The organism is Actinomadura sp. NAK00032, from assembly GCF_013364275.1.
GTDB lineage: Bacteria > Actinomycetota > Actinomycetes > Streptosporangiales > Streptosporangiaceae > Spirillospora.
On the sequence record NZ_CP054932.1, the window covers coordinates 1,703,848 to 1,725,446 of the forward strand.

The 21,599-nt window shown below is 72.7% G+C and carries 24 protein-coding genes and 1 tRNA gene; 18 read left to right on the forward strand and 7 right to left on the reverse strand.

Annotation, left to right across the window (positions count from 1 at the left end; translation table 11 throughout):
* Positions 1-33: 33 nt before the first annotated feature.
* Positions 34-828, reverse strand: a complete 795-nt coding sequence (gene hypB / locus HUT06_RS08030; RefSeq protein WP_176195130.1) for a hydrogenase nickel incorporation protein HypB — start codon at positions 826-828, stop codon at positions 34-36.
* A complete protein-coding gene (locus HUT06_RS08035; protein WP_176195131.1) occupies positions 821-1,159 on the reverse strand; it encodes a hydrogenase maturation nickel metallochaperone HypA in 339 nt (112 codons plus the stop codon). Before HUT06_RS08035 ends, hypB begins: the two co-directional genes overlap by 8 nt.
* 196 nt (positions 1,160-1,355) lie before the next feature.
* Here HUT06_RS08035 and HUT06_RS08040 point away from each other — a divergent pair, with 196 nt between their 5' ends.
* From HUT06_RS08040 to HUT06_RS08120, 18 genes are all read left to right on the forward strand, one after another.
* On the forward strand, positions 1,356-2,429 hold the full coding sequence (locus HUT06_RS08040; protein WP_176195132.1) for a hydrogenase expression protein HypE: 1,074 nt from the start codon (positions 1,356-1,358) through the stop codon (positions 2,427-2,429).
* Positions 2,430-2,523: 94 nt separating this feature from the next.
* The gene (locus tag HUT06_RS08045) at positions 2,524-4,326 is read left to right on the forward strand and encodes a nickel-dependent hydrogenase large subunit (RefSeq protein ID WP_176195133.1); all 1,803 of its coding nucleotides are present in this window, start codon (positions 2,524-2,526) and stop codon (positions 4,324-4,326) included.
* Positions 4,323-4,808 carry a hypothetical protein gene (locus HUT06_RS08050; RefSeq protein ID WP_176195134.1) on the forward strand — a complete coding sequence of 162 codons (486 nt, stop codon included), beginning with the start codon at positions 4,323-4,325 and terminating at the stop codon, positions 4,806-4,808. Before HUT06_RS08045 ends, HUT06_RS08050 begins: the two co-directional genes overlap by 4 nt.
* Positions 4,805-5,425, forward strand: a complete 621-nt coding sequence (locus tag HUT06_RS08055; RefSeq protein ID WP_176195135.1) for a DUF5947 family protein — start codon at positions 4,805-4,807, stop codon at positions 5,423-5,425. Before HUT06_RS08050 ends, HUT06_RS08055 begins: the two co-directional genes overlap by 4 nt.
* A 310-nt stretch (positions 5,426-5,735) precedes the next feature.
* Positions 5,736-6,419: a DUF6084 family protein gene (locus HUT06_RS08060; RefSeq protein ID WP_176195136.1), complete on the forward strand. Its 684-nt coding sequence runs from the start codon at positions 5,736-5,738 to the stop codon at positions 6,417-6,419.
* Entirely contained in the window at positions 6,407-7,381 is a 975-nt protein-coding gene (locus HUT06_RS08065; protein WP_217711251.1) for a hypothetical protein, read from the forward strand. Before HUT06_RS08060 ends, HUT06_RS08065 begins: the two co-directional genes overlap by 13 nt.
* On the forward strand, positions 7,378-8,190 hold the full coding sequence (locus HUT06_RS08070; protein ID WP_254715042.1) for a hydrogenase maturation protease: 813 nt from the start codon (positions 7,378-7,380) through the stop codon (positions 8,188-8,190). Before HUT06_RS08065 ends, HUT06_RS08070 begins: the two co-directional genes overlap by 4 nt.
* Positions 8,187-8,318: a hypothetical protein gene (locus tag HUT06_RS45155; RefSeq protein WP_302931791.1), complete on the forward strand. Its 132-nt coding sequence runs from the start codon at positions 8,187-8,189 to the stop codon at positions 8,316-8,318. Before HUT06_RS08070 ends, HUT06_RS45155 begins: the two co-directional genes overlap by 4 nt.
* A gap of 44 nt (positions 8,319-8,362) precedes the next feature.
* A complete protein-coding gene (locus tag HUT06_RS08075; protein WP_176195138.1) occupies positions 8,363-8,887 on the forward strand; it encodes a DUF892 family protein in 525 nt (174 codons plus the stop codon).
* A complete protein-coding gene (locus HUT06_RS08080) occupies positions 8,884-9,480 on the forward strand; it encodes an SIS domain-containing protein (RefSeq protein ID WP_254715043.1) in 597 nt (198 codons plus the stop codon). Before HUT06_RS08075 ends, HUT06_RS08080 begins: the two co-directional genes overlap by 4 nt.
* Positions 9,477-9,683: a HypC/HybG/HupF family hydrogenase formation chaperone gene (locus tag HUT06_RS08085; protein WP_176195139.1), complete on the forward strand. Its 207-nt coding sequence runs from the start codon at positions 9,477-9,479 to the stop codon at positions 9,681-9,683. The genes HUT06_RS08080 and HUT06_RS08085 overlap by 4 nt, the downstream gene beginning before the upstream one ends.
* Before the next feature lie 5 nt (positions 9,684-9,688).
* Positions 9,689-10,372 (forward strand): SIS domain-containing protein, encoded by a 684-nt coding sequence (locus HUT06_RS08090; protein ID WP_176201222.1) that lies wholly within the window; start codon positions 9,689-9,691, stop codon positions 10,370-10,372.
* Positions 10,372-10,641, forward strand: coding sequence for a HypC/HybG/HupF family hydrogenase formation chaperone (locus HUT06_RS08095; protein ID WP_176195140.1), 270 nt, complete (start codon positions 10,372-10,374; stop codon positions 10,639-10,641). The genes HUT06_RS08090 and HUT06_RS08095 overlap by 1 nt, the downstream gene beginning before the upstream one ends.
* Positions 10,641-11,765: a hydrogenase formation protein HypD gene (gene hypD / locus HUT06_RS08100; protein ID WP_176195141.1), complete on the forward strand. Its 1,125-nt coding sequence runs from the start codon at positions 10,641-10,643 to the stop codon at positions 11,763-11,765. The genes HUT06_RS08095 and hypD overlap by 1 nt, the downstream gene beginning before the upstream one ends.
* Positions 11,762-12,829 (forward strand): hydrogenase expression/formation protein HypE, encoded by a 1,068-nt coding sequence (gene hypE / locus HUT06_RS08105; protein WP_176195142.1) that lies wholly within the window; start codon positions 11,762-11,764, stop codon positions 12,827-12,829. The genes hypD and hypE overlap by 4 nt, the downstream gene beginning before the upstream one ends.
* Positions 12,830-12,873: 44 nt before the next feature.
* Positions 12,874-14,703, forward strand: coding sequence for a HEAT repeat domain-containing protein (locus tag HUT06_RS08110; protein WP_176195143.1), 1,830 nt, complete (start codon positions 12,874-12,876; stop codon positions 14,701-14,703).
* Positions 14,704-14,829: 126 nt separating this feature from the next.
* Positions 14,830-15,336: a DUF1269 domain-containing protein gene (locus HUT06_RS08115; protein WP_176195144.1), complete on the forward strand. Its 507-nt coding sequence runs from the start codon at positions 14,830-14,832 to the stop codon at positions 15,334-15,336.
* Between the two features lie 81 nt (positions 15,337-15,417).
* Positions 15,418-15,489: transfer RNA gene (locus tag HUT06_RS08120), tRNA-Met, on the forward strand.
* Between the two features lie 52 nt (positions 15,490-15,541).
* Here HUT06_RS08120 and HUT06_RS08125 read toward each other — a convergent pair.
* The 5 genes from HUT06_RS08125 to HUT06_RS08145 all read right to left on the reverse strand — a co-directional run bounded on the left by HUT06_RS08125 (position 15,542) and on the right by HUT06_RS08145 (position 21,598).
* Positions 15,542-16,123: a TetR/AcrR family transcriptional regulator gene (locus tag HUT06_RS08125; protein WP_176195145.1), complete on the reverse strand. Its 582-nt coding sequence runs from the start codon at positions 16,121-16,123 to the stop codon at positions 15,542-15,544.
* Complete coding sequence (locus HUT06_RS08130) at positions 16,110-17,531, reverse strand: FAD-dependent oxidoreductase (RefSeq protein ID WP_217711252.1); 1,422 nt, start codon at positions 17,529-17,531, stop codon at positions 16,110-16,112. Before HUT06_RS08130 ends, HUT06_RS08125 begins: the two co-directional genes overlap by 14 nt.
* A gap of 94 nt (positions 17,532-17,625) precedes the next feature.
* Positions 17,626-18,075 (reverse strand): hypothetical protein, encoded by a 450-nt coding sequence (locus tag HUT06_RS08135; RefSeq protein ID WP_176195147.1) that lies wholly within the window; start codon positions 18,073-18,075, stop codon positions 17,626-17,628.
* A gap of 984 nt (positions 18,076-19,059) precedes the next feature.
* The gene (locus HUT06_RS08140) at positions 19,060-20,040 is read right to left on the reverse strand and encodes a zinc-binding dehydrogenase (protein WP_176195148.1); all 981 of its coding nucleotides are present in this window, start codon (positions 20,038-20,040) and stop codon (positions 19,060-19,062) included.
* Positions 20,041-21,241: 1,201 nt separating this feature from the next.
* Complete coding sequence (locus HUT06_RS08145; RefSeq protein WP_176195149.1) at positions 21,242-21,598, reverse strand: putative quinol monooxygenase; 357 nt, start codon at positions 21,596-21,598, stop codon at positions 21,242-21,244.
* Position 21,599: the final 1 nt, after the last annotated feature.

Sequence of the window (21,599 nt, forward strand, 5' to 3'; positions counted from 1 at the left end):
GGCATGCCGGCGGCGGGGCCAGAGGGCGGCGGCTCAGAGGGCGGCGAGCCAGTCGTACCAGGCGTCGAGGCCGTCGCCGCTTGTTGCGGACAGGGGGAGGACGCTCAGGCCGGGGCACAGCCGGCGGGCCGCCTCCCGGCAGGCGTCCACGTCGAAGTCGACGTACGGCAGCAGGTCGGTCTTGTTGAGCAGCAGGACGTCCGCGCCGCGGAACATGTGCGGGTACTTCAGCGGCTTGTCGGCGCCCTCGGTGACCGACATCAGCACCACGCGGGCCCGCTCGCCGAGGTCGAACAGCGCCGGGCAGACGAGGTTGCCGACGTTCTCGACGAAGACCGTCGAGCCGTCCGGGGGCGCCAGCGCGGTCAGCGCCTCCGCGACCATCGCCGCGTCGAGGTGGCAGCCGGCGCCGGTGTTGACCTGGACGGTCCGCGCCCCGGCGGCGGTGAGGCGGCGGGCGTCCAGCAGCGTCTCCTGGTCGCCCTCGATCACCGAGATCGGACGGTCCGCGCCGAGGTCGGCGACGGTCCGCTCCAGCAGCGTCGTCTTGCCGGAGCCGGGGGAGCTCATCACGTTGAGCGCCGCGATGCCGCGCTCGGCCAGCCAGGCGCGGTTCCGCCCGGCCAGGTCGTCGTTGCGGGCCAGCACCTTCTGGCCGAGGGCGACGGTGCGTCCGAGGCCGTGCGCGTGCTCGTGGGCGTGCTCCTCATGGGCCTGCTCGTGGCCGTGCTCATGCCGGTGCCCGGGGCCGGGGCCGGGGCCGGGCGGTGGGAGGGTCGTCAGGCGCGCGTCCCCGGGATCGGCGTCGCAGCCGCAGGTCTCACACATCGTCGGCGACCTCCACCGCTTTGATCGTCAGGTCGGCGCCGCCGCTGACCGTCACGTCGGCACTGCCGCAGGGGCACACGGCGAGCTGCGCGCGCGCCGGGAAGGTGAGCCCGCAGGACGCGCAGTCGCCCACCCCGTCCGGCTCGGTGATGTCGAGCCGGGCGCCCTCCACGCAGGTCCCCTCCCCGGCGAGCGCGAAGCAGAACCGCACCGCGTCCGGCATGACTCCGGAAAGTCTCCCTATTTCGAGGTGGACCACCACCACCCGCGAATCCGGCAATTGCGTGGTTATTGCCGCGATAACGCTCTCCGTGACGGCCAGTTCGTGCACGCGTCCTCCGTTCCGTCCGGGCCCCCGATCCCGTTGCGGGAGCGCTGTTGCGGTGCCCCCGATCTTCCCTCGTCAAACGGTGTGTTGACCGAATTCGGGACCGCCGTTTAACGGCTCTTCGGGCGGTGTTTCGGGCCCATCCCGCCGGGCAGGCCGCAGTCGTGGTGATGATCACTGCCGGGGGAAGGGAGCCGTGATGGCGAGCACCGCCGTGCCCGGACAGCCCGCGCCGCCGACGGCGCAGCCGCCGACGGAGGAGATCCACATCCTGTGGACGTCCGAGGGCATGAGCTGCGACGGGGACACGGTCTCGGTCACCGCCGCCTCGCTGCCGAGCATCGAGGACGTCCTGCTCGGCGCGATCCCCGGCCTGCCCAAGGTGCACCTGCACAACAAGGTGCTCGCCTACGAGACCGGCGACGCGTTCCTGGAGGCGTTCCGGCGGGCCGCGCGCGGCGAGCTGGACCCGTTCATCCTCGTCGTCGAGGGGTCGGTCCCGAACGAGAACATCAACGGCGACGGCTACTGGACGTCGATGGGCAACGACCCGGAGACCGGCGAGCCCGTCACGCTGAACGAGTGGATCGACCGGCTGGCGCCGAAGGCGTGGGCGGTCGTCGCGGCCGGCACCTGCGCGACCTACGGCGGCATCCACGCGATGGCGGGCAACCCGACGGGCTGCATGGGCCTCGCCGACTACCTCGGCTGGGACTTCCGCACCGCCGGCGGCCTGCCGATCGTGAACGTGCCCGGCTGCCCCGTCCAGCCGGACAACTTCATGGAGACCCTGCTGTGGGTGCTGCACCAGGCGGCCGGGCAGGCGCCGGTCATCCCGCTGGACGACAAGCTCCGCCCGACGTGGCTGTTCGGCAAGACCGTCCACGAGGGCTGCGACCGCGCCGCCTACTACGAGCAGGCCGACTTCGCGCTCGACTACAACTCGCCGAAGTGCCAGGTGAAGATCGGGTGCTGGGGCCCGGTGGTGAACTGCAACGTCACCAAGCGCGGCTGGATGGACGGCGTCGGCGGCTGCCCCAATGTCGGCGGGATCTGCATCGGCTGCACCATGCCCGGCTTCCCGGACAAGTTCATGCCGTTCATGGACGAGCCGCCCGGCGGCAACCTCTCCACGACGTTGCTGAAGACCTACGGGCCGTTCATCCGGACGATGCGGTCGATCACCAACCGGAGCGCCGACAGGGAACCGCGATGGCGCCACAACCGGGACAGGCTGACCAGCGGCTACCAGCCCCGCTGGCCGCGTACCTGACCCGCACACGCAGAGCCGCCACCGCAGGGCCACCACCACAGGGGCCACCACCACAGGGGCCACCACCGCAGGGCCGTACCGAAAGGCCGCGCCGATGAAGCAGGGCACCAGCACGAAGAGCGAGACGTCCCCGGGGCCGGGGGGCCTCGTCGAGGTCGCGTTCGACCCGATCACCCGGATCATCGGCAACCTCGGCATCTACACCAAGATCGACTTCGCGAACCGGGAGGTGGCCGAGTGCCGGAGCACCTCGTCCATCTTCCGCGGCTACAGCGTGTTCATGAAGGGCAAGGACCCGCGCGACGCCCACTTCATCACCAGCCGCATCTGCGGCATCTGCGGTGACAACCACGCGACCTGCTCGGTCTACGCCCAGAACATGGCGTACGGGATCAAACCCCCGCCGCTCGCCGACTACATCATCAACCTCGGCGAGGCCGCCGAGTTCATGTTCGACCACACGCTCTTCCAGGACAACCTGGTGTTCGTCGACTTCTGCGAGCGGATGGTCGGCGAGACGAACCCCGGCCTGCTCGCCACGGCGAAGACGACCGAGGCGCCGCGCGGCTCCGTCCACGGCTTCAAGACGATCGCCGACATCATGGCGGCGTTCAACCCGTTCGAGGGGTCGGTCTACAAGCAGGCCCTCGAACTCAGCCGGATCACCCGCGAGATGTGCTGCCTGATGGAGGGGCGGCACGTCCACCCGTCCACCCTGTACCCGGGCGGTGTGGGGACGGTCGCGACGCCGCAGGTGTTCACCGACTACCTCGTCCGGCTGACGCGCTGCCTGGACTTCATCAAGCGGTCCGTCGCGATGAACGACGACATCTTCGACTTCTTCCTCGACGCGCTGCCCGGCTACGACCAGGTCGGGCGGCGCCGGACGCTGCTCGGCTGCTGGAGCGCGTTCCAGGACCCCGACGTCTGCGACTACGACTACCGGCACATGTCCGACTGGGGCCGGGCCGCGTACGTCACGCCAGGCATCGTGGTGGACGGCCAGCTCCTCACCACCGACCTGGTCGACATCAACCTCGGCATGCGGATCCTGCTGGGCAGCTCCTACTACGACGACTGGGCGCACGAGGAGACGTTCGTCAAGCAGGACCCGCTTGGCAACCCCATCGACCAGCGGCACCCGTGGAACCAGACGACGCTTCCGCACCCGCAGAAGCGCGACCTGGACGGCGGCAAGTACAGCTGGGTGATGAGCCCGCGCTGGCTGCATCCGGTGACCGAGGAGCACCTCGCGCTCGACACCGGCGGCGGGCCGCTCGCCCGGCTGTGGACGACCGCGCTGGCCGGGCTGGTCGACACGCCGTACGTCCGGTCCACGGGGCACAGCGTGCAGATCGACCTGCCGAAGACGCCGGGCATGCCCGAGGTCAACCTGGAGTGGACGCCGCCGCCGTTCGCCAACACGATCGAGCGCGACCGGGCCCGCGCCTACTTCGTCGCCTACGCGGCCGGGATGGCGCTGTACTTCGCCGAGAAGGCCCTCGACGAGGTCCGCGCGGGCCGCACGAAGGTGTTCACCGACTTCGAGGTGCCGGACGAGGCGATCGGCGTCGGCTTCCACGAGGCGGTGCGCGGCGTGCTGTCGCACCACCTCGTCATCCGCGACCACAAGATCGCGAACTACCAGCCGTACCCGCCGACGCCGTGGAACGCCAGCCCCCGCGACTCCTACGGCACGCCCGGCCCGTACGAGGACGCCGTGCAGGGCCAGCCGATCTTCGAGGAGAACGGGCCGGACGACTTCAAGGGCATCGACATCATGCGGACCGTCCGCAGCTTCGACCCGTGCCTGCCGTGCGGCGTCCACATGTACCTCGGCGGCGGCCGGACGATCGAGAAGCGGCACTCCCCGATGTTCGGTGCGCAGGAACGATGAGCTGGGACGACGAGCGCGTACGCGAGCACGTCCAGCGCCTGGAGGGGCTGCTGGAAGGGCTCGACCCGGCCGCGGCGGACGCCGTCCAGGCCCTGGTGGAGCTGTACGGGGAGGCGCTCGACCGGGTCATGCGGCTCGCGGGCGACACCGGCGCCCTCGCCGAGGACGAACTGGTCCGCCACCTCCTGCTCATGCACGGCCTGCACCCGGAGACGGCGGAGGCACGCGTGCGGCGGGCGCTCGGCGCGCTGGACGCGTTCCTCGCGAAGCACCGCACGTCCGCCGAGTTCGGCGGCATCGAGGACGGCACGCTGCGGCTCGCGGTCGCCGCCGAGGGCCGGGCCGCACCGCCCCGTCCCGTGCTGGACGCGGTCGAGCGGGCCGTCCGCGCGGCCGCGCCGGACCTGGACCGCGTCGACATCGCGGCGCCCGCCCCCGAACCGGTGCTGATCACCCTCGACCAGGTGCGGAGCCGCGCATGACGGCCGCCCTGTCCACGCCCCGGCTCGCCGCGCTGGCCCGCCGGGACCCGCGCCTCCCGGCGGCCCCCGCCGCCGAGCGGTGCGAACTGTGCGGCGAGCCGCTGCCGGACGCCCACCGGCACCTGCTCGACCTGGGGACGGGCGACCCGCTGTGCGCGTGCGGGGCCTGCACCGTGCTGTTCGACGACCACGCGGCGGGCGGGCGCCACTACCGGCTCGTCCCGGACGAGCGCCGCCGGCTGACCGGCTTCCACCTGGACGGCCCGCTCTGGGCCGCGCTCGGCGTCCCGGTCGACCTGGCGTTCTTCACCGCCGCCGCGTCGGGCGAGGTCACCGCCCGCTACCCGAGCCCGGCCGGCGCGCTGCACGCGCCCGTGCACGCCGCGAGCTGGGAGCGCCTGACCCGCGCGAACCCCGTCCTGGCGGACCTGCGCCCGGACGTGGAGGCGCTCGTCGTCCACCGCGCGCTGGGCGCCGCCGAGCACTGGATCCTCCCGGTCGACGACTGCTTCCGCCTCACCGCCCTGCTGCGCGCGCACTGGACGGGCTTCACCGGCGGCGACGCCGTCCGGCACCGCATCCGCACGTTCTTCGAGGAGTTGAAGGGGGACAGATGATCAGGTTGGGGAGACCCGACGTGAAACCCGACACGCCGTCGCACACGCGAGGCGTCCGCGAGGGGAACGCCACGGGGAACTACGAGAGGCAGCCGGGCCACCTGCCCGACGGCACATCGACCCAGCGCCGCTCCACGGGGATCAACGCGAGCCACCGCGAGCCGATCCTCGACTCGATGCCGAATTTGTCACCAGCATGAGCGCGAGCGAGCCGGGGGGTGTGGGGGGTCGTCCCCCCTCGGGAAAGCAGGGCATGAGCGGCAGCGAGCCGGGGGGTGTGGGGGGTCGTCCCCCCTCGGGAAAGCACGGCATGAGCGGGGGGAACTCGGCGCCGGAGTTGGGGCTTGAGCTGCTCGGGGTCGAGGCGGAGGCGTTCGCGGCCACGCCGACGTTGAACCTGCGGATCGGGTTGCGGCGGCTGGACGGCGGGCCCGTGCAGTGCGTGCTGCTGACCACGACGGTGACGATCGCGGCGGCGCGGCGGGAGTACGGCGACGCCGAGCGGGAGCGGCTCACCGGAGTGTTCGGCACGCCGGACATGTGGGAGAGGTCGCTGCGCGGGCTGACGTGGGCGCGGGTCGGCGCGACGGTGCCGACGTTCCGCGGGGAGACGGAGGCGACGCTGTCGCTGCCGTGCGGGCATGACATGCAGGTCGCGGCGGACCGCTACCTGCACGCGCTCGACGACGGCGACGTCCCGCTCGACCTCACGTTCAACGGCACGGTGTTCTACCCGGGCGAGGACGGGAAGCTGCGCACCGCGCAGATCCCGTGGCACCACGAGGCGGCGGGCGTGCTGCCCGTCCAGGCGTGGCGGGACCTGATGGACCGCTACTACGGCGGCGCCCGCTGGCTCCGCCTGGACGACGCGTGCTTCGGCCGGCTGTCCGCCTACCGGGCGCGCCGCGCGCACTCCTCGTTCGACGACACGGTCGACGAGCTGCTGCGGCAGGCGGAGGCGGCGCGCGAGGGGGAGGAAGAGTGGACCGTGTGAGGGCGGTCGCTGACACGGTCCTCTACGAGGGCTACCTGCTGTGGCCGTACCGGCGGTCGGCGCTGAAGAACCAGCGCCGCTGGACGATCGGCGGCGTCTACCCGCGCCGCTACGCCGAACGCAACGACGACCGCTGGACGGTGCGCGCCGAGTTCGTCCTGGAGCCCGGTGACGCGACCGGCATCGAGGTCACGCTGCGCTTCCTGCACGAGGTGCACCGCCAGGTCATGGACGGCGACGCCCCCGTGGACGAGCTCCGCCGGGGCGTCGAGACGTACACGACCTGGCAGGAGGCCCGCGAACACGAGATCACCGGCGGCCGCGTCCCGCTGGAGCGGCTGCTCGGCGGGCCGGTGCGGATCCCGGTCGATGCGCCGCCCGGGGCCGAGGACGAGGAGATCGGCGGCGGCGCCCGCTTCACGCGGTCGTGGGGGCGGGTGACCGGCTGGGTCGACGTCTCGGCCGTGCCCGTGGGGGACGGCGCCGTGCGGGTCAGGGTCGAGGTGGTCAACGGCGGGGACGCCGGGGAGCACGGCGACGCCGTCCGGGCCGGGATGCTCTCCGCACACGTCGTGGCGCGCGCGGATGGGGGCGGGGCGTTCGCCTCGTCCACCGATCCGCCGGAGCGGCTCGCCGCCGCCGTCTCGGGGTGCGCGAGCGAGGGGCTGTGGCCGGTGCTGGCGGGGGAGCCGGGCGGGTACGGCACGGTGCTCGCGGCGCCGATCGTCCTCTACGACTGGCCGCAGGTCGCCCCGGAGAGCCCCGGCGACCTGTTCGACGGGACGGAGATCGACCGGCTCCTCATCCTCAGCGTGCTCGGCCTCAGCGAGGAGGAGCGCCGGGAGATGGCGGCGACCGACCCGAAGGCGCGGCGGATCCTGGAGCGGTGCGGCGCGCTGTCGTCCGATGAGCTGCTCGTCCTGCACGGCACCATGCGCGACCCCCGGAGGGACGTGTGGTGAACGGCAGGGCGGTCGTCGGCGGGCGGGAGCTGACCGCGGGGAGCCGGGTGCGGCTGCGGCCCAGGGGCGGCGCGGACATCTTCGACCTGGCGCTGCTCGGCCGCACCGCCACCGTCGAGCGGGTCGAGGAGGACATGGAGGGCGGCCTGCACCTGGTCGTCGCGGTCGACGACGACCCCGGCCGGGACCTCGGCGCCCGCGACCAGCTCGGCCACCGGTTCTTCGTCGGGCTGGACGAGGTGGAGCCGCTGCCGCAGGACGCGGCGTTCCGCAAGGTCCTCGTCGCCGGGATCGGGAACGTGTTCCACGGCGACGACGGGTTCGGGGTGGAGGTCGCCCGGCGGCTGGCGGAGCGACCGGTGCCGGACGGCGTGGCCGTCACCGACTTCGGCATCCGCGGCATCGACCTGATGTACGCGCTCGGCGACGGCTACCGGACGGCGGTCCTGGTCGACGCGGCGGCCCGCGGCGAGGAGCCCGGCACCGTCTCGCTCATCGAGCCGGACCCCGGCTCCGACGACTTCGGCGGCGCGGCGGTCGACGCGCACGGGCTCGACCCGGCGCGGGTGCTGCGGCTGGCCCGCGGCAGCGGCCCGGTGCCGCCGCGGATCCTGCTGGTCGCGTGCGAGCCCTCCGCGCAGACCACAGACGCGACCTGGGACATGGAGCTCAGCGCGCCGGTCCGCGCGGCCGTCGGCGAGGCCGTCCGGCTGATCGAGGGGCTGCTCGTGAAGGAACTGCAGACGCACGCGGACACGACGCACGCGGACACGACGCACGCGGGCACAGAGGGGGGATCTGTGGCATGAGGAAGGGAATCCACATCGGGCCGGGCGTGGTCCGGGTGACGGTCGCGCTGCTCGCGCTCGCCGTGGCGGCCGCGCTGGTCAGGGAGACGCCGGCGATCCGCAGGTACCTCAAGGCCGAGTCGATGTGACGCCGCCGCTGACACGGGATCGGACACGGGATCGGACACGGGCCATGACGACGACCATCGACCGGCAGCTCGTCGGCTACCTGAAGGACGCGCATGCGCTGCAGGAGCATGTCGAGGCCACGCTGAGCGAGCTGCTCACCACGGTGGCGGAGGAGCCGGACGTCTGCCGGCGCCTCGGCCGCTACGCCGAGCGGACGCGGACGCACACGCGGGAGATCGAGGCGCGGCTGCGCGCGCACGGTTCCGCGCCGTCCATCGTCCGGGACGCGGGGCAGCTGTTCGCGGCCGTGCTGGAGGCCGGACTCGGGCGCACCCGCCGGGACCCGGCCGGGCGCCACATCCGGGACGCCTACGTCGCCGCGCACCTGCAGATCGCGTCCGCCGAGATGCTGCGCCGGGTCGCCGAGCGCGCCGGGGACGCCGAGACGGCGCGGATCGCGACGGCGCTGTGCGACGACGCGCACGCGATGTCGGCGGAGCTGTCGGAGCGCTGGGACCTCGCCGTGGAGATGTCGCTGCGCCAGCACGGCCTCCGCGACGTCCCGCCGCCGCCCGAGGACGGCCGGTGAGCGCGACGGCGGCGGAGGTCTTCGCGCGGCGCGCCGCACCGGGCGCGGCGCTCGCGGACGCGGCCGGGCCGATCGCCGCCGCGTGCCACGCGATGGCGGCGCGGTTCCACCGGGGCGGGCGGCTGCTCGCGTTCGGCGCCGGCGGCGCCGCGACCGACGCCCAGCACGTCGCGGTCGAGTTCGTCCATCCGGTGATCGTGGGGAAGCGGGCGCTGCCCGCGCTGTCGCTCACCGGCGACGTCGCGACGCTCACCGGGATCTGCGCCGGGCCCGGGTTCGACGACGTCTTCGCGCACCAGGTCCGCTGCTTCGGCGGGCCGGGCGACATCGCGTTCGGCATCTCGCCGGACGGCCGCTGCGGCAGCGTCCTGCGCGGCATGGAGGCCGCGCGCGGCCTCGGGATGCTGACGGTCGCGCTCGCGGGCGGCGACGGCGGGGCGCTTCCCGAAGCCGTCGACCACCTGGTGACCGTCCCGTCCACCGACCCGCGCGTCGTCAAGGAAGTGCACGTCACCGCCTATCACCTGCTCTGGGAGCTGGTCCACGTGTTCTTGGAGCAGCCGGACGTGCTCGGCGAGGAGATGCCCGCATGACGGAGTGCGCGGGAGAGGGCCACTGCACGACCTGCGCGGACGAGGCGCGCCCGGCCGTCGTGCTCCGGCTTCTCGACGACGGTTTCGCCGACGTCGACACCGGCGGCGGAGGAATCGAGCGGATCAGCGTGGCTTTGGTGGACGCCGGAGCCGGCGACACCGTGCTCGTCCACGCCAAGGAGGCGATCGGGGTCGTGACGTGACGGAGATGCTCTACCCGTTCCTGTACGCGGGCGGCTCGGGGCTGGACACGCTGCTGGAGGACGTCCGGCGCTCGACGGCCGACAAGGCGAACGAGATCGTCCGGCTCCGGGAGACCGTCCTCGCCGAGTACGCCGACGACCTCGCCGCCTGCGCCGCGCGGATGGCGGGCGCGTTCCGCGCGGGCGGCCGGCTGTTCGCGTTCGGCAACGGCGGCAGCGCCACCGACGCGCAGGACGTCGCCGCGCTGTTCCTCAACCCGGGCGGGACGGCGCGCCCGCTGCCCGCGCTCGCGCTGACCAACGACACCGCCGCCATCACCGCGCTGTCCAACGACATCGGGTTCGAGGTGGTGTTCGCGCGGCAGCTCGCCGCGTTCGGGCGGCCGGGCGACATCGCGGTGGCGCTGTCCACGAGCGGCGACTCCGACAACCTCATCGCCGCGCTGCGGGAGGCGTCGCGGCGCGGCATGACGGCGGTCGGGCTCGCCGGCTGCGGCGGCGGCCGGATGGCGGAGACGCCGGGCCTGCACCACCTGTTCGTCATCCCGTCGGCGTCCGTGCACCGGATCCAGGAGGCGCAGACGACCGTGTACCACGCGCTGTGGGAGCTGACGCAGTCCGAACTGGCGCGGTCTGAGCCGGCACAGTCTGAGCCGGCACAGTCTGGAACCGCTGGGGAGGCCGGCTGATGTGCCTGGCGATACCGGGTGAGGTCGTGGCGGTCCGGGCGGACCGGCCGGTGGCGGAGGTCGACGTCAGCGGCGTCCGCCGGGCGGTCGACATCGGCCTGCTGGACGGGGAGCGGCTCGCCGTCGGCGACTGGGTCCTGATCCATGTCGGCTTCGCCATGTCCAAGATCGACGAGGCGGAGGCGCGGGCGACGCTGGAGCTGCTCCAGGACCTCGGCGACGCCTACGACGACGAGATCGACGCGCTGCGGGAATCGGGGATCGGCTGATGCGCTTCGTCGACGAGTACCGGGACGCGGGGAGGGCGCGGGCGCTCGCCGCCTCGATCGCCTCCCTGTGCGCGTCCGGCCGGCACTACAAGTTCATGGAGGTGTGCGGCGGCCACACGCACACCATCTACAAGCACGGCGTCGAGGACTATCTGCCGGAGAACGTCTCCCTCGTCCACGGGCCGGGCTGCCCGGTGTGCGTGATCCCGATGGGCCGGGTGGACGACGCCGTCCACATCGCGTCCCGGCCCGGCGTGATCCTGGCGACGTTCGGCGACATGATGCGCGTGCCCGGCGGGAGCGGCTCCTTCCTCGACGCGAAGGCCGCGGGCGCCGACATCCGGATGGTGTACTCGCCGCTGGACGCCCTCAAGCTCGCCGAGCGCAACCCGTCCCGCCGTGTCGTGTTCATGGGGATCGGGTTCGAGACGACCGCGCCGTCCACCGCGATGACCGTGCTGCGCGCGGCGGCGGCCGGGATCGACAACTTCTCGGTGTTCTGCAACCACGTGACGATCCTCCCGGCGATCAAGGCGATCCTGGACTCGCCGGACCTGCGCCTGGACGGCTTCCTCGGCCCCGGCCACGTCTCGACGGTCATCGGCTGCCGCCCCTACGCGTTCATCCCCGGCGACTACGGCAAGCCGCTGGTCGTCGCCGGTTTCGAACCGCTCGACCTGCTGCAGTCGGTGCGCATGCTGCTGACCCAGCTCGCGGAGGGCCGCGCCGAGGTCGAGAACCAGTACGGCCGCGTCGTCCCGTGGGAGGGCAACCCCAGGGCGCTGGACGCCATCGCCCGCACGATGGAGCTGCGCCCGTACTTCGAATGGCGCGGCCTCGGGTTCATCTCGCACTCCGCGCTGCGCCTGCGGGACGAGTACGCCGCGTTCGACGCCGAGCGCGTCTTCGACATCCCGGGCGGACGGGTCGCGGACCCGAAGGCGTGCCAGTGCGGCGAGGTGCTCAAGGGCGTCCTGAAGCCGTGGGAGTGCAAGGTCTTCGGGACGGCCTGCACCCCGGAGACGCCGATCGGCACCTGCATGGTGTCGTCCGAGGGCGCCTGCGCCGCCTACTACAACTTCGGCCGGTTCACCCGAGAACGCGTCAAGGAGGCCACCCGATGACGATCCGCGAAGAGCAGGTGCTGGAACGCATCGCGCGGGCGCGCGGCCGCCGGGCCCGCCTCCGCGAGGACGCCGTCACGCTCGCGCACGGGTCCGGCGGGAAGGCCACCCGCACCCTGGTCGACGCGGTGTTCAAGGAGGCGTTCGGCAACCCGCTGCTCGACCGCCTGGACGACTCGGCGTGCTTCGCCGTCAACGGCGCCGACCTGGCCTTCACCACCGACTCCTACGTGGTGTCGCCGCTGTTCTTCCCGGGCGGCGACATCGGCGACCTCGCCGTCAACGGCACGGTCAACGACCTGGCCGTGTCGGGCGCGACCCCGCTGCACCTGTCCGCCGGATTCATCCTCGAAGAGGGCTTCCCGGTGGCGTCGCTGCGCCGCATCACCGAATCGATGGCCGCCGCCGCCGGCGCCGCGGGCGTCGACATCGTCGCGGGCGACACCAAGGTCGTCGAGCGCGGCAAGGCCGACGGCTGCTACATCAACACCGCCGGGGTGGGCGTCGTCCGCCGCCCGCCCACGGGCGAGCTCAGGCCCGGCGACGCCGTGCTGGTCACCGGCCCGATCGGCGAGCACGGCGTCACGATCATGTTGGCCCGCGGCGACCTCGACCTCGCGGCCGACCTCGCCTCCGACACCGCGCCGCTGAACTGCCTGCTCGCCGACCTGGCGGCCCGCTGCCGGGGCACCGTCCGCCGGATGCGGGACGCGACGCGCGGCGGCGTGGCGACCGTCCTCAACGAACTGGCGGCGGACGCGGGCCTCGCCGTGGTCGTCGACGAGGACGCGATCCCCGTCCACCCGGCCGTCCGGGGCGCCTGCGAACTCCTCGGCATCGACCCGCTGTACGTCGCGTGCGAGGGCCGGGCCGTCGTCGTGGTCGCGCCCGAGGCGGCGGACGCGGCGCTCGCCTCCCTGCACGCCCACCCGCTCGGCGCGGACGCCGCCGTCATCGGCCACGTCCGGGACGACCCGCCCGGCACCGTCCTGCTGAAGACGGCCTTCGGCGGCACGCGCATCATCGACGTCCTGGTCGGCGACCCGCTCCCGCGCATCTGCTGACCGGAGGGTGGACGGGACCGCTCCGCCGTTGAATGATGGCCGGAGTGTTCAGGACCCCGGACATCGAGCGGCTGAAGCGCCGCCGCGCCGTGCCCAAGCTCGTCAAGATCCTCCGCGAGGGCAAGGACGAGAAGACCCGCCGCGAGGCCGCTCTGGCGCTCGGTGAGATCGCCGCTCCGCAGACCGTTCCGGTGCTGGTCGAGGCGATGGCGACGGACGTGTGCCCGGTCGCCGGTGCGGCCGCCGAGGCGGTCGCCGGACTCGACGGCAAGGGCCACCGCGCACCGGTCGAGGACCTCGTCGAAGCGCTGCGCAGCTCGCGGCGCTGGCACGGCGAAGGCCGGCGCGCGTGCGGCTGCCGGTACCGCAGCTCCCTGTTCTGGCCGACCACCCAGGTCCTGATGCGGCGTGCCCGCAGCGAGCACGTGCCGCTGATGGTCGAGCTGCTGAACGACGCCGACCGCCATCTGCGCGAGTGCGCGGCGAAGGCGCTGGAGGGGATCGGCGATCCGGCCGCCATCCGCCCGCTGGTCGCGAGGCTGGGGAAGGAACCCTACGACGAGGTACCGCACCGCGTGGTGTTCGGCGCGATCGCCTCCTTCCGCGACCCGTCCACGCTGGACGTCCTGCTCACCCGGCTGGCGGACACGCCGCCGCTGCGGGCGCACGGCGACTACCTCGGCTACAAGAGCGAGATCGAGGCCCTGTACCGGTTCGGCTCCGCGGACGTGGAGCGGCGCCTCACCGCCCTCATCCCGGACGTGGCGTGCCCCTGGCAGCGCGAGACGCTCGCGGACGAGATCGCCGAGCGGTCGTCCGATCCCGACGCGGTCCGCGCCGTGCAGCGCGACGCCGAACGCGCGGCCAAGGCCGCCGCCGAGAGGGCGCCGCTGGACCGTGCGCTGGCCTCCGGAGCCAAGGGGATCGGCACGCTGGTGAAGTTCCTGGACGCCGACGACGCCGCGCACCGGCGGGACGCCCGCGCGGGCCTCGGCGCGGTCGACGACCCCGGCGTGCACGGGATCCTGGTCCGGCTGCTGCGCGCCTCCCGCGCGGAGAACGCCCTGTTCGCGGCGGCGGAGCTGGGCAGGCGCGGGGACCGCAGGGCGGTCTTCCCGCTGATCGACGCGGGACGGCGCGGGCTGGAGGCCGCCGCGGACGCGCTCGCCCGGCTCGGTGTGGCCGACGTCGCCGACTACCTGCTCGCCGCGCTCGACGACCCCGACACCCGCACTCGCGCACTCACCCGCATCCGTCTCGACCCGCGGGCGATCGAGCCGCTGCTCGGCATCCTGGCCGACGAGGACGCGGCCTACCACGTCCGCCACCTGGCGCGCAGGCGCCTGACGGAGATCGGCGGCCCCGGCGTCCTCCCCGCGTCGGCCACCGCCCGCCCGGAGGAGGACGACCCGTGGCGGCACTCCGTCGACATGCTCGTGAGCACGTTGCGCGAACTGCGCCTCGGCCGCGACATGGGCCGGACGCCGTACGAGATCGGCGCCTGGGAGCGGGACCGCCGGGAGCATCTGAACCGGGCGGCGGGTTCCGCGCCGGCGCCCGTCCCCGGCGGTGACCTGCCCCGGCCGTACACCATCGACGTCACCAGGAACGCGCGCGCCCTGGCCAAGGAGGAGTACACCTACCAGAGCCCGGAGGACGGGGATTTCCTGCGATGGCGCACCCCCGGCCACCACTGGGACGCCCGGGGAGAGAACGCCGGAACGTATTTCACGGCGTACGTCAACGACGACGGACTCGCCGTATTCGGCGGGGGGATCGGCGGCCCCTACCTCGCCGATCCGGACGGCTGGCGCGCCGTCGTCACCGACATCGGCGACTTCGGCGGGGGCCTGCGCATCCGCCTGTGGCGGTGACGCGCGGGACGGTCAAGGGCAGCACAGGAAACGGGCATCTTTCTACTACCGCCGCATTGCCGGGCATTGGGGTGGGCATCGTCCCGTAACGCTCAGGCGTCACAGATCCTTGGGGGGAACAGTTCAATGAGCGATCTCATCGCCATCGCTTACCCGGACCTCGACCGTGCCACCGAGGTCCGCGACCGGCTCATCGACATGCAGCGGCAGAACGTGATCGCGCTCGCCGACGCCGCCGTCGTCGAGAAGCGCCTCGACGGCAAGATCAAGCTCCACCAGATCCACAACACCACCGGCCGGGGCGCCGCCTGGGGCACCGTCTGGGGCGGCCTGCTCGGCATGCTGTTCTTCGCCCCGCTGATCGGCGCGGCCGTCGGCGCGGCCGCCGGTGCCGCGGGCGGCGCGGCGTCCGACGTCGGCGTCGACGACTCGTTCATGCGCGAACTCGGCGCGAAGCTCCAGCCCGGCGGCGCCGCGCTGTTCCTCCTGGTCACCAAGGTGACGCCGGACAAGGTCATCCCGCAGGTCGCCCAGTACGGCGGCGAGATCCTGCAGACCTCGCTCAGCGCGGACGCCGAGCAGCACCTGCGCGAGGCCGTCGAGGCCGACGCCCGAGTCCACGCCACCACCTGACCCGCGCCACCACCTGACCCGTCCCGCGCCGAAAAACAATTGGCGAAACCCCGCACCGGTCTTTTACCATCGAAAGGCCGGTGCGGGGTAGTGCAACGGGAGCATGCAGGTCTCATAAGCCTGGTGATGCGGGTTCGAATCCCGCCCCCGCCTCTAGTGAAAGGCGCGCCCGAATGGCCGGGCGCGCCTTTCCTCTGCGGCAGGTCTAGCCGGCCGCCGGACTTCCGTAACGGGCCAGCAGAGCCCGCACGGCGGTGCGGATCGGCTCGCCCGGCGACTCCGGGACGCCGGTGGTCAGCGCGGTGAACAGAATGCCCAGAACGCTCATCTCCAGGAGCATGGCGTCGTCCGGGCTGACCTCCATCCCGGCGGCATGGCACTGGCGGACGATCAGATCGGCGCGGCTGTGCAGAGCGTCCGTCAGCATCCGCCGCAGCCCCGGATTGCGGGTGCTCTCCAGATGCAGCTCGAACAGGGCCAGCGGGTCGTGGCCCCCCTCGGTCAGCATCATGGTCAGCACCGCGACCAGCGCCTCCTCCAGATCCGCGGGCGAGATCGACCGGACGGTATGGGCGGCCACCCGCTCCCCGAGCCGGCCGGTGATCCGCTCGATGACCCCGTCGAGGAGCGCGTCCCGCGTGCGGAAGTAGCGCGAGGCGGTCCCGGCCGGGACGCCGGCGCCGGCGTCGACGGCCCGGTGGGTGAGCCCGCGCGACCCCTGCTCGGCCAGCACGGCGATGGCCGCGTCCGCCAGCAGGGCGCGTCGCTGCGGGTTAGGCGGTGGCACGGTGCCCCTCCAGATCGGTGCGGTCGGCCGGACCGCACCATTCCACCAGAGCCGCCCCGATGCCGGCGCGCTCACCGGCCCAGGCCACGTAGCCGTCCGGGCGGACCAGCGTCGCCGCCGGCCCGGTCGCGTCCTCCGGCCTGGCCTGCCGCACACGGTCCCGCCAGTGGACGGGGACGGGCTCGTCCGACAGCAGGACGAACCGCCCCGCGCGCAGTACCTCGTACAGGCGTCCCACGTCCGTCCGGCGGTCGGGGGCGCGGCGCCCGGCCAGCGGGTGGGCGCCGGGCCGATAGGCGAACTCCAGCCCCGACAGCCTGCCGAGGATGCGGCGCCGACCCGCGCCGGTGTGCAGCAGGGCCGCCATGACCCGCCGGTTGGCCGCCAGCCGCACCCGCGACCCGCTCAGCACGAGCCCGGTGAGGTGGTCGGTCATGGCGAGGACGGCGGAGCCGACGGGATGCCGCTCCGCGTGATAGGTGCCGAGCAGCCCCGGCGGCGCCCAGCCCTGCACGTCGGCGGCGAGCTTCCAGCCCAGGTTGACGGCGTCCTGGATGCCGGTGTTCATGCCCTGCCCGCCGATCGGCGAGTTCACGTGCGCCGCGTCCCCGGCCAGGAAGACGCGCCCCGCCCGATAATCGCGGGCCTGCCTGCGCTCGGCGGCGAAACGCGAGAACCAGCGCGGCTCGCTCATGCCGTAGTCGCTGCCGGCGATGTGCCGGAACGCCGTACGGATCCGGTCGAAATCCGCGTCCTCCCGATCTTCGCGCAGCCACGCGCCGACCCGGTACCAGCCGTCCCCGAACGGGAGCGTCACCACCACGCCCTGGGGACCGACCTGCGTGATCGGCGGCGGCTCGGAGCCGGGGATGCGGACGTCGGCCAGCAGCATGGGCAGGCTGTAGGCCGCGCCGGCGAACCCCACGCCCGCCAGCTCGCGGACGGTGCTGTGAGCGCCGTCCGCGCCGACGACGTACCGGGCACGCAGCACGCTCCCGTCTTCGAGCGTCAGCCGAACGGACTCAGCGTCCTGAGCCAGGCCGGTGACCTCCGCACCGCGGCGGACCTCCACACCCAACTCGTCGGCGCGCCGCCGCAGGACCTTCTCGGTGCCGTTCTGGGGCACGATCAGCAGCATCGGATACCGCGTGTCGAGCCGCCCGAAGTCCACCCGCGAGGCGTAGGCGGGGTACACGGTCCTGAGCGGGTTGCCAAGAGCCACCAGCTCGTCGCCCATCCCGCGGGCGTCGAGCAGCTCCAGCGCGCGAGCGTGCAGGCCGAAGGCCCGGGTGACGTTGGACTCGCCGCCGCGCTTCTCCACGATCACGCAGGACACGCCGGCCAGAGCGAGCTCGCAGGCGGTCATCAGCCCGGTAGGCCCGGCCCCGACAACGATGACGTCGTACATGACACTCTCCATTCGCTACACATGTATCGCTACATTTATAGCGAATGAGCCCCGCAAACGCACCCGTCCGCACGGATGGGCGGCGCGTCCTTCGTCACTCAGCTGGACATCGGCGCCTGCCGGCGGGGTCCCGAACCCGACCGGCCACGCCCGCCATCCCCGACGGAACGCCGCCGGACGGGATGAACGGCGTCCCCGACTCGGCGTCCTCCGTCAACTTGTCCAGGCGCTGCCTGCGCACCATCGACCGGAGTGCGGGATGCGTCCGCGAGAACACGGAGAAGACGGCGTACTCCGGCGGGTAGCACTCCAGCAGGCAGTCCCGCAGCCCAGCGAAGTGCTCCGCCGTGCGCCGCCCGCCTGGTACGCCGGGCCGGTCCGCTGCCGGATCACGCACGCCACGTCGCCCTGCAGCGGCCGCCGCCGGCATCAGCCGGTAGGTCGTCAGCCGGTCGTGTCCCTGCTCGCACACCGAGAGCAGGCTGGTGACGCGGGGGCACAGCATGCCGAGATACTCCGTGACGCCCGGCGTCGAGTCGACCACGAAGACCCGCGACGACCGCCTCGGCCTCCCGGGTCAGATGGTGCACGCCCGTGATCCCCATCCCGACGACCGCGATGTCGAACGGGCGCGCGGAGCGGGGTTCATCGCCGCCACTGGATCGCCTCCATGGGCCGTCCGGCCGCATCGTGATCGGTGGGGGCGGGGAGGCGGTTGGGGGGGAGGAGGCAGCGGCGGCGGCGCGTCCAGGGGGCGGCTGGCGCGTCGGCGAACGCACGGCGATGAGCGCCGCTGGCATCGCCGGATTGACGCGCCCCCGCGTCCCCTGGCTCCGCTTGGCGACGATGGCCTATGACTCCTCGCCGTCCGGCCGCGCCGGCGCCGCGCGCTCGCGGGTCCGAGAGGGTCGTAGCCGACCGGTGCCTCCACCGGTGCCTCCACCGGAGCCTCGCGGTCGGCGAGCTAGAAGTCGCAGTCGGCCCGCATCCGGGTCAGCACTTCGTCGATGCCGCTCATCTCGCCTTCCCGCCGCGCCAGGTCGTCCGATGCGCCAGCGGATCACCCCGTCGCAGGACGAACTCGCCCGGCTGCCACCACGCCTCGATGAGCGCCTCTACCGCCGTGAACCACGCCCCGGCGCGTTCGTCACGGCCCCGGACCATCAGGAAGTCGTCCACCCGGATCCGACCAGATCACCTGGAATGGCCTCGGCGACCTGACCACGCGCCCCAGCAGGTTGGCCATCAGCAGCAGGCAGCGGCAGGCAGCGGCAGGCAGCGGCAGGCAGCGCCGGGCGCGCCCGTCCGCCCGCGATGGGCGCCGCCGGGAATGGTGGCCAACTCGGGTGCCAGCGTCGACAGGTGTACGACCAGCGGCCGCTCACGCGCCATCACACCACCCACAGATGGTCAGGACGTCGCGCGGAAGGTTGCGATCCCGGCCGTCCCGCCTGAAGGCGGCTGAGCGCAGAAGGCCAGCGAGGGCCGAACAGGAGACGCCCAGCCGCCCTTGGAGTAGGCGCGCCGCTCAGCGGGCCTGCTCGGCGTTCACGACCAGCAGCGACTTGCCGACCGTTGCGCGCTCGGCCAGCGCGCGGTGCGCGTCCGCGGCGCGATCCAGCGGATAGGTGGCCCGCACGACCGGCTTGAGCCGCCCCTCCTCGGCCAGCTCAAGCACGCTGGCCAGCAATTCACGCACGGTCGCCTCGTCCGGCGGACCGTCCATGTGCGGAGCCAGCACCCGCACCCCACGCCGCTGGGCCACGTCCTTGTCCGGGTCGGCGAAACCCTCACCGCTGCCGTACGTGACGAACCGCCCGCCATCGGCCACGGCATCGAAGGCGGCCAAGCCCAGCGGCCCGCCCGCCCCGTCGTAGCCGAGCGCGACCCCGCCCCCGGTCGCTTCGCGCACGCGCTCGACCCACTCCGCCCGCGTGTAGTCGACGACGACCTCCGCCCCGAGCTCCCGCGCGAGCTCCAACTTGGCCTCGCTCGACGCGGCCGCCACCACCCGCGCCCCCGCGTCGACGGCGAGCTGCACCAGCAGCGACCCGGCTCCACCGGCCGCCGCCGACACCAGCACCCATTCCCCCTTCGCCGGCACACCCAGCCGCGCCAGGCTGAGCGCCGTCACACCGTCGTGGACGAGCGCCGCCGCCGTCCCAGCCGCCAGCCCGCCGGGAATCGGCATGATCTCACCCTCTTCGGCGACGACCTGCTCGGCGTAACCGGTCCCGGTCCGCACGAGCACCCGCCGCCCGACCCACGCCGGATCGACCCCTTCACCCGTCCGCAGCACCTCGCCCGCTCCACCGCCGCCGGGCACGTACGGAAGCGTCCGGGGGAAGAAGTCCTGCCCCCAGCCTCCGCGGAGCAGGGTGTCCAGGAAGATGACGTCCGCCACGGCCATGCCGACGACCACCTGCCCCGCCCCCGGCACCGGGTCAGGCACCTCCGCGAGAGTCAGCACCTCTGGCCCACCGAACTCCTTCACCTGGATCGCACGCATGAAAGCCCCCTTCTCTACGACCTGTATCCACCCCACTCTCCAACCTCAACCAATATCGAGGTCAAGGGCGACGCGGGGATCATGCGGGCGTCGACCAAAGGGAACCGAGCACGGCTGGCCCGTCACCGGAACAGGTGCGAGCACACTACGTACGGATGCGCGCCCGCTTGCGCCGCCACCTCACACCGGACCATGACGCCAAGGAGAACCTGCTCATGGACGGCTGTCCTCCGCCCGAGCCTGACCGTCCACAAGGCAGCGCGCCTTCCGATCGGCAACCAGGCCACACCCCGACGGACCGACCACGGCTACGACCCGACGACGCGGTCTCCCGGAACAACGCGGCGACGCGGTCATCGTGTCGTTGTCGCCCACCGCACCGCCGTCGAACTGGTCGAACTCCAACGCCTGAACAAAGGCGCCGCGTGCACTCGATCATCCTGAACGAACAACAACTTCAGCAGGCTCTACTACATCGTCGAGGCGCGCTGATCGCCGAACTGGACTTGCCCGACCTACTGAACTCATCGGGCATCACCCCAGACGCATTGACCGACCACCTGGACGCCTTACGCGCCTCCACACGCCAGTCCGCTGCGGTTGCTGTGGCCGCGCGAGGGGCGGCTGCCCGAGGCGCCGTGGCTGGAGCTGCTGCGATCTGGCAGTTCAACCCGCCCATCTGCCAGTCGGCCGCAGCGCCGCCCCACACGTTCAGCGACGTCACCCCGCCCCAGACCAGACTGGGAACGACGGTGGCCGCCCTCGAATCCTTAACCGTCGTAAGACTCGACGCCCCAAGCATCCACCGAGGCCAACCGCCGCTGGGTCCCGCCCCGCGGAAATTCGCATGCCGTAGCCGCGATCTCGCAGTGAACCAAGCGATCCACGGCAACGCGCAAGGCACGGCATCGCAGCGGGATGACGTCCACCATCCGCGGCGGGCGGTTGTACTGCGACGGACCAGCCAGGCAGGCGCGGAACAAATACCCGCCCGTGCCCAAGGCACAACTCGTGGCCGCCCGGCCATTGGTGATTGAACGACCTCATCACTCAGTCAGTGCCGCCGCTTGAGCCCCCGGCGGCCGGCGTTGACGGAGGACTTTCCGTAGGTCATGGCCCCCGTAGTGGCGAGTACGGGCCGGGGCGGCCTGGACGACGCTCATGACCCTCGGCGCGGCCATCATCTGGCGACGCCGGTAGGTCAAGCAGTCGGGAACTGTGTTGAGCCGGATGTGGGGTTGGCCGGGTAGGGACTCCGCATCGCGCCGAAGTAGGCCTCAGGTGGGCCTTCCACATGCTCGGGCAGCTCGTCCATGAAGGCGCGCAACAACGCGGTGGCATTGTGCCGATCGAGGTCCTCTTGTGAACGCCAGACCTCGTAGAGGAAGAACCGGCCGTCATCCTGTTCGTGGAGGTGGTACTGAAGGCTGCCGGTGTGCCTCCGGGAGGGCTCGACGAGGTCCAGCAAGAGCTTGCCGAGTTGCTCGGCGTGCCCAGGCTTGGGGGTCAGGAATCCGTAGAGCGAGACGGGTGCTGGTGCAGTCGAAGTCGTTGTCATG

Bases quoted from the DNA above. Each gene is read 5' to 3' on its own strand.
- HUT06_RS08060 (WP_176195136.1), top strand. From the start codon at position 5,736: ATGAGCGGGGGGAACTCGGCGCCGGAGTTGGGGCTTGAGCTGCTCGGG.
- HUT06_RS08050 (WP_176195134.1), top strand. From the start codon at position 4,323: ATGAGCTGGGACGACGAGCGCGTACGCGAGCACGTCCAGCGCCTGGAG.
- hypE (WP_176195142.1), top strand. From the start codon at position 11,762: ATGACGATCCGCGAAGAGCAGGTGCTGGAACGCATCGCGCGGGCGCGC.
- HUT06_RS08090 (WP_176201222.1), top strand. From the start codon at position 9,689: ATGCTCTACCCGTTCCTGTACGCGGGCGGCTCGGGGCTGGACACGCTG.
- HUT06_RS45155 (WP_302931791.1), top strand. From the start codon at position 8,187: ATGAGGAAGGGAATCCACATCGGGCCGGGCGTGGTCCGGGTGACGGTC.
- HUT06_RS08075 (WP_176195138.1), top strand. From the start codon at position 8,363: ATGACGACGACCATCGACCGGCAGCTCGTCGGCTACCTGAAGGACGCG.
- hypD (WP_176195141.1), top strand. From the start codon at position 10,641: ATGCGCTTCGTCGACGAGTACCGGGACGCGGGGAGGGCGCGGGCGCTC.
- HUT06_RS08085 (WP_176195139.1), top strand. From the start codon at position 9,477: ATGACGGAGTGCGCGGGAGAGGGCCACTGCACGACCTGCGCGGACGAG.
- HUT06_RS08045 (WP_176195133.1), top strand. From the start codon at position 2,524: ATGAAGCAGGGCACCAGCACGAAGAGCGAGACGTCCCCGGGGCCGGGG.
- HUT06_RS08115 (WP_176195144.1), top strand. From the start codon at position 14,830: ATGAGCGATCTCATCGCCATCGCTTACCCGGACCTCGACCGTGCCACC.
- hypB (WP_176195130.1), bottom strand. From the start codon at position 828: ATGTGTGAGACCTGCGGCTGCGACGCCGATCCCGGGGACGCGCGCCTG.
- HUT06_RS08040 (WP_176195132.1), top strand. From the start codon at position 1,356: ATGGCGAGCACCGCCGTGCCCGGACAGCCCGCGCCGCCGACGGCGCAG.
- HUT06_RS08145 (WP_176195149.1), bottom strand. From the start codon at position 21,598: ATGACAACGACTTCGACTGCACCAGCACCCGTCTCGCTCTACGGATTC.
- HUT06_RS08055 (WP_176195135.1), top strand. From the start codon at position 4,805: ATGACGGCCGCCCTGTCCACGCCCCGGCTCGCCGCGCTGGCCCGCCGG.
- HUT06_RS08095 (WP_176195140.1), top strand. From the start codon at position 10,372: ATGTGCCTGGCGATACCGGGTGAGGTCGTGGCGGTCCGGGCGGACCGG.
- HUT06_RS08140 (WP_176195148.1), bottom strand. From the start codon at position 20,040: ATGCGTGCGATCCAGGTGAAGGAGTTCGGTGGGCCAGAGGTGCTGACT.
- HUT06_RS08130 (WP_217711252.1), bottom strand. From the start codon at position 17,531: ATGTACGACGTCATCGTTGTCGGGGCCGGGCCTACCGGGCTGATGACC.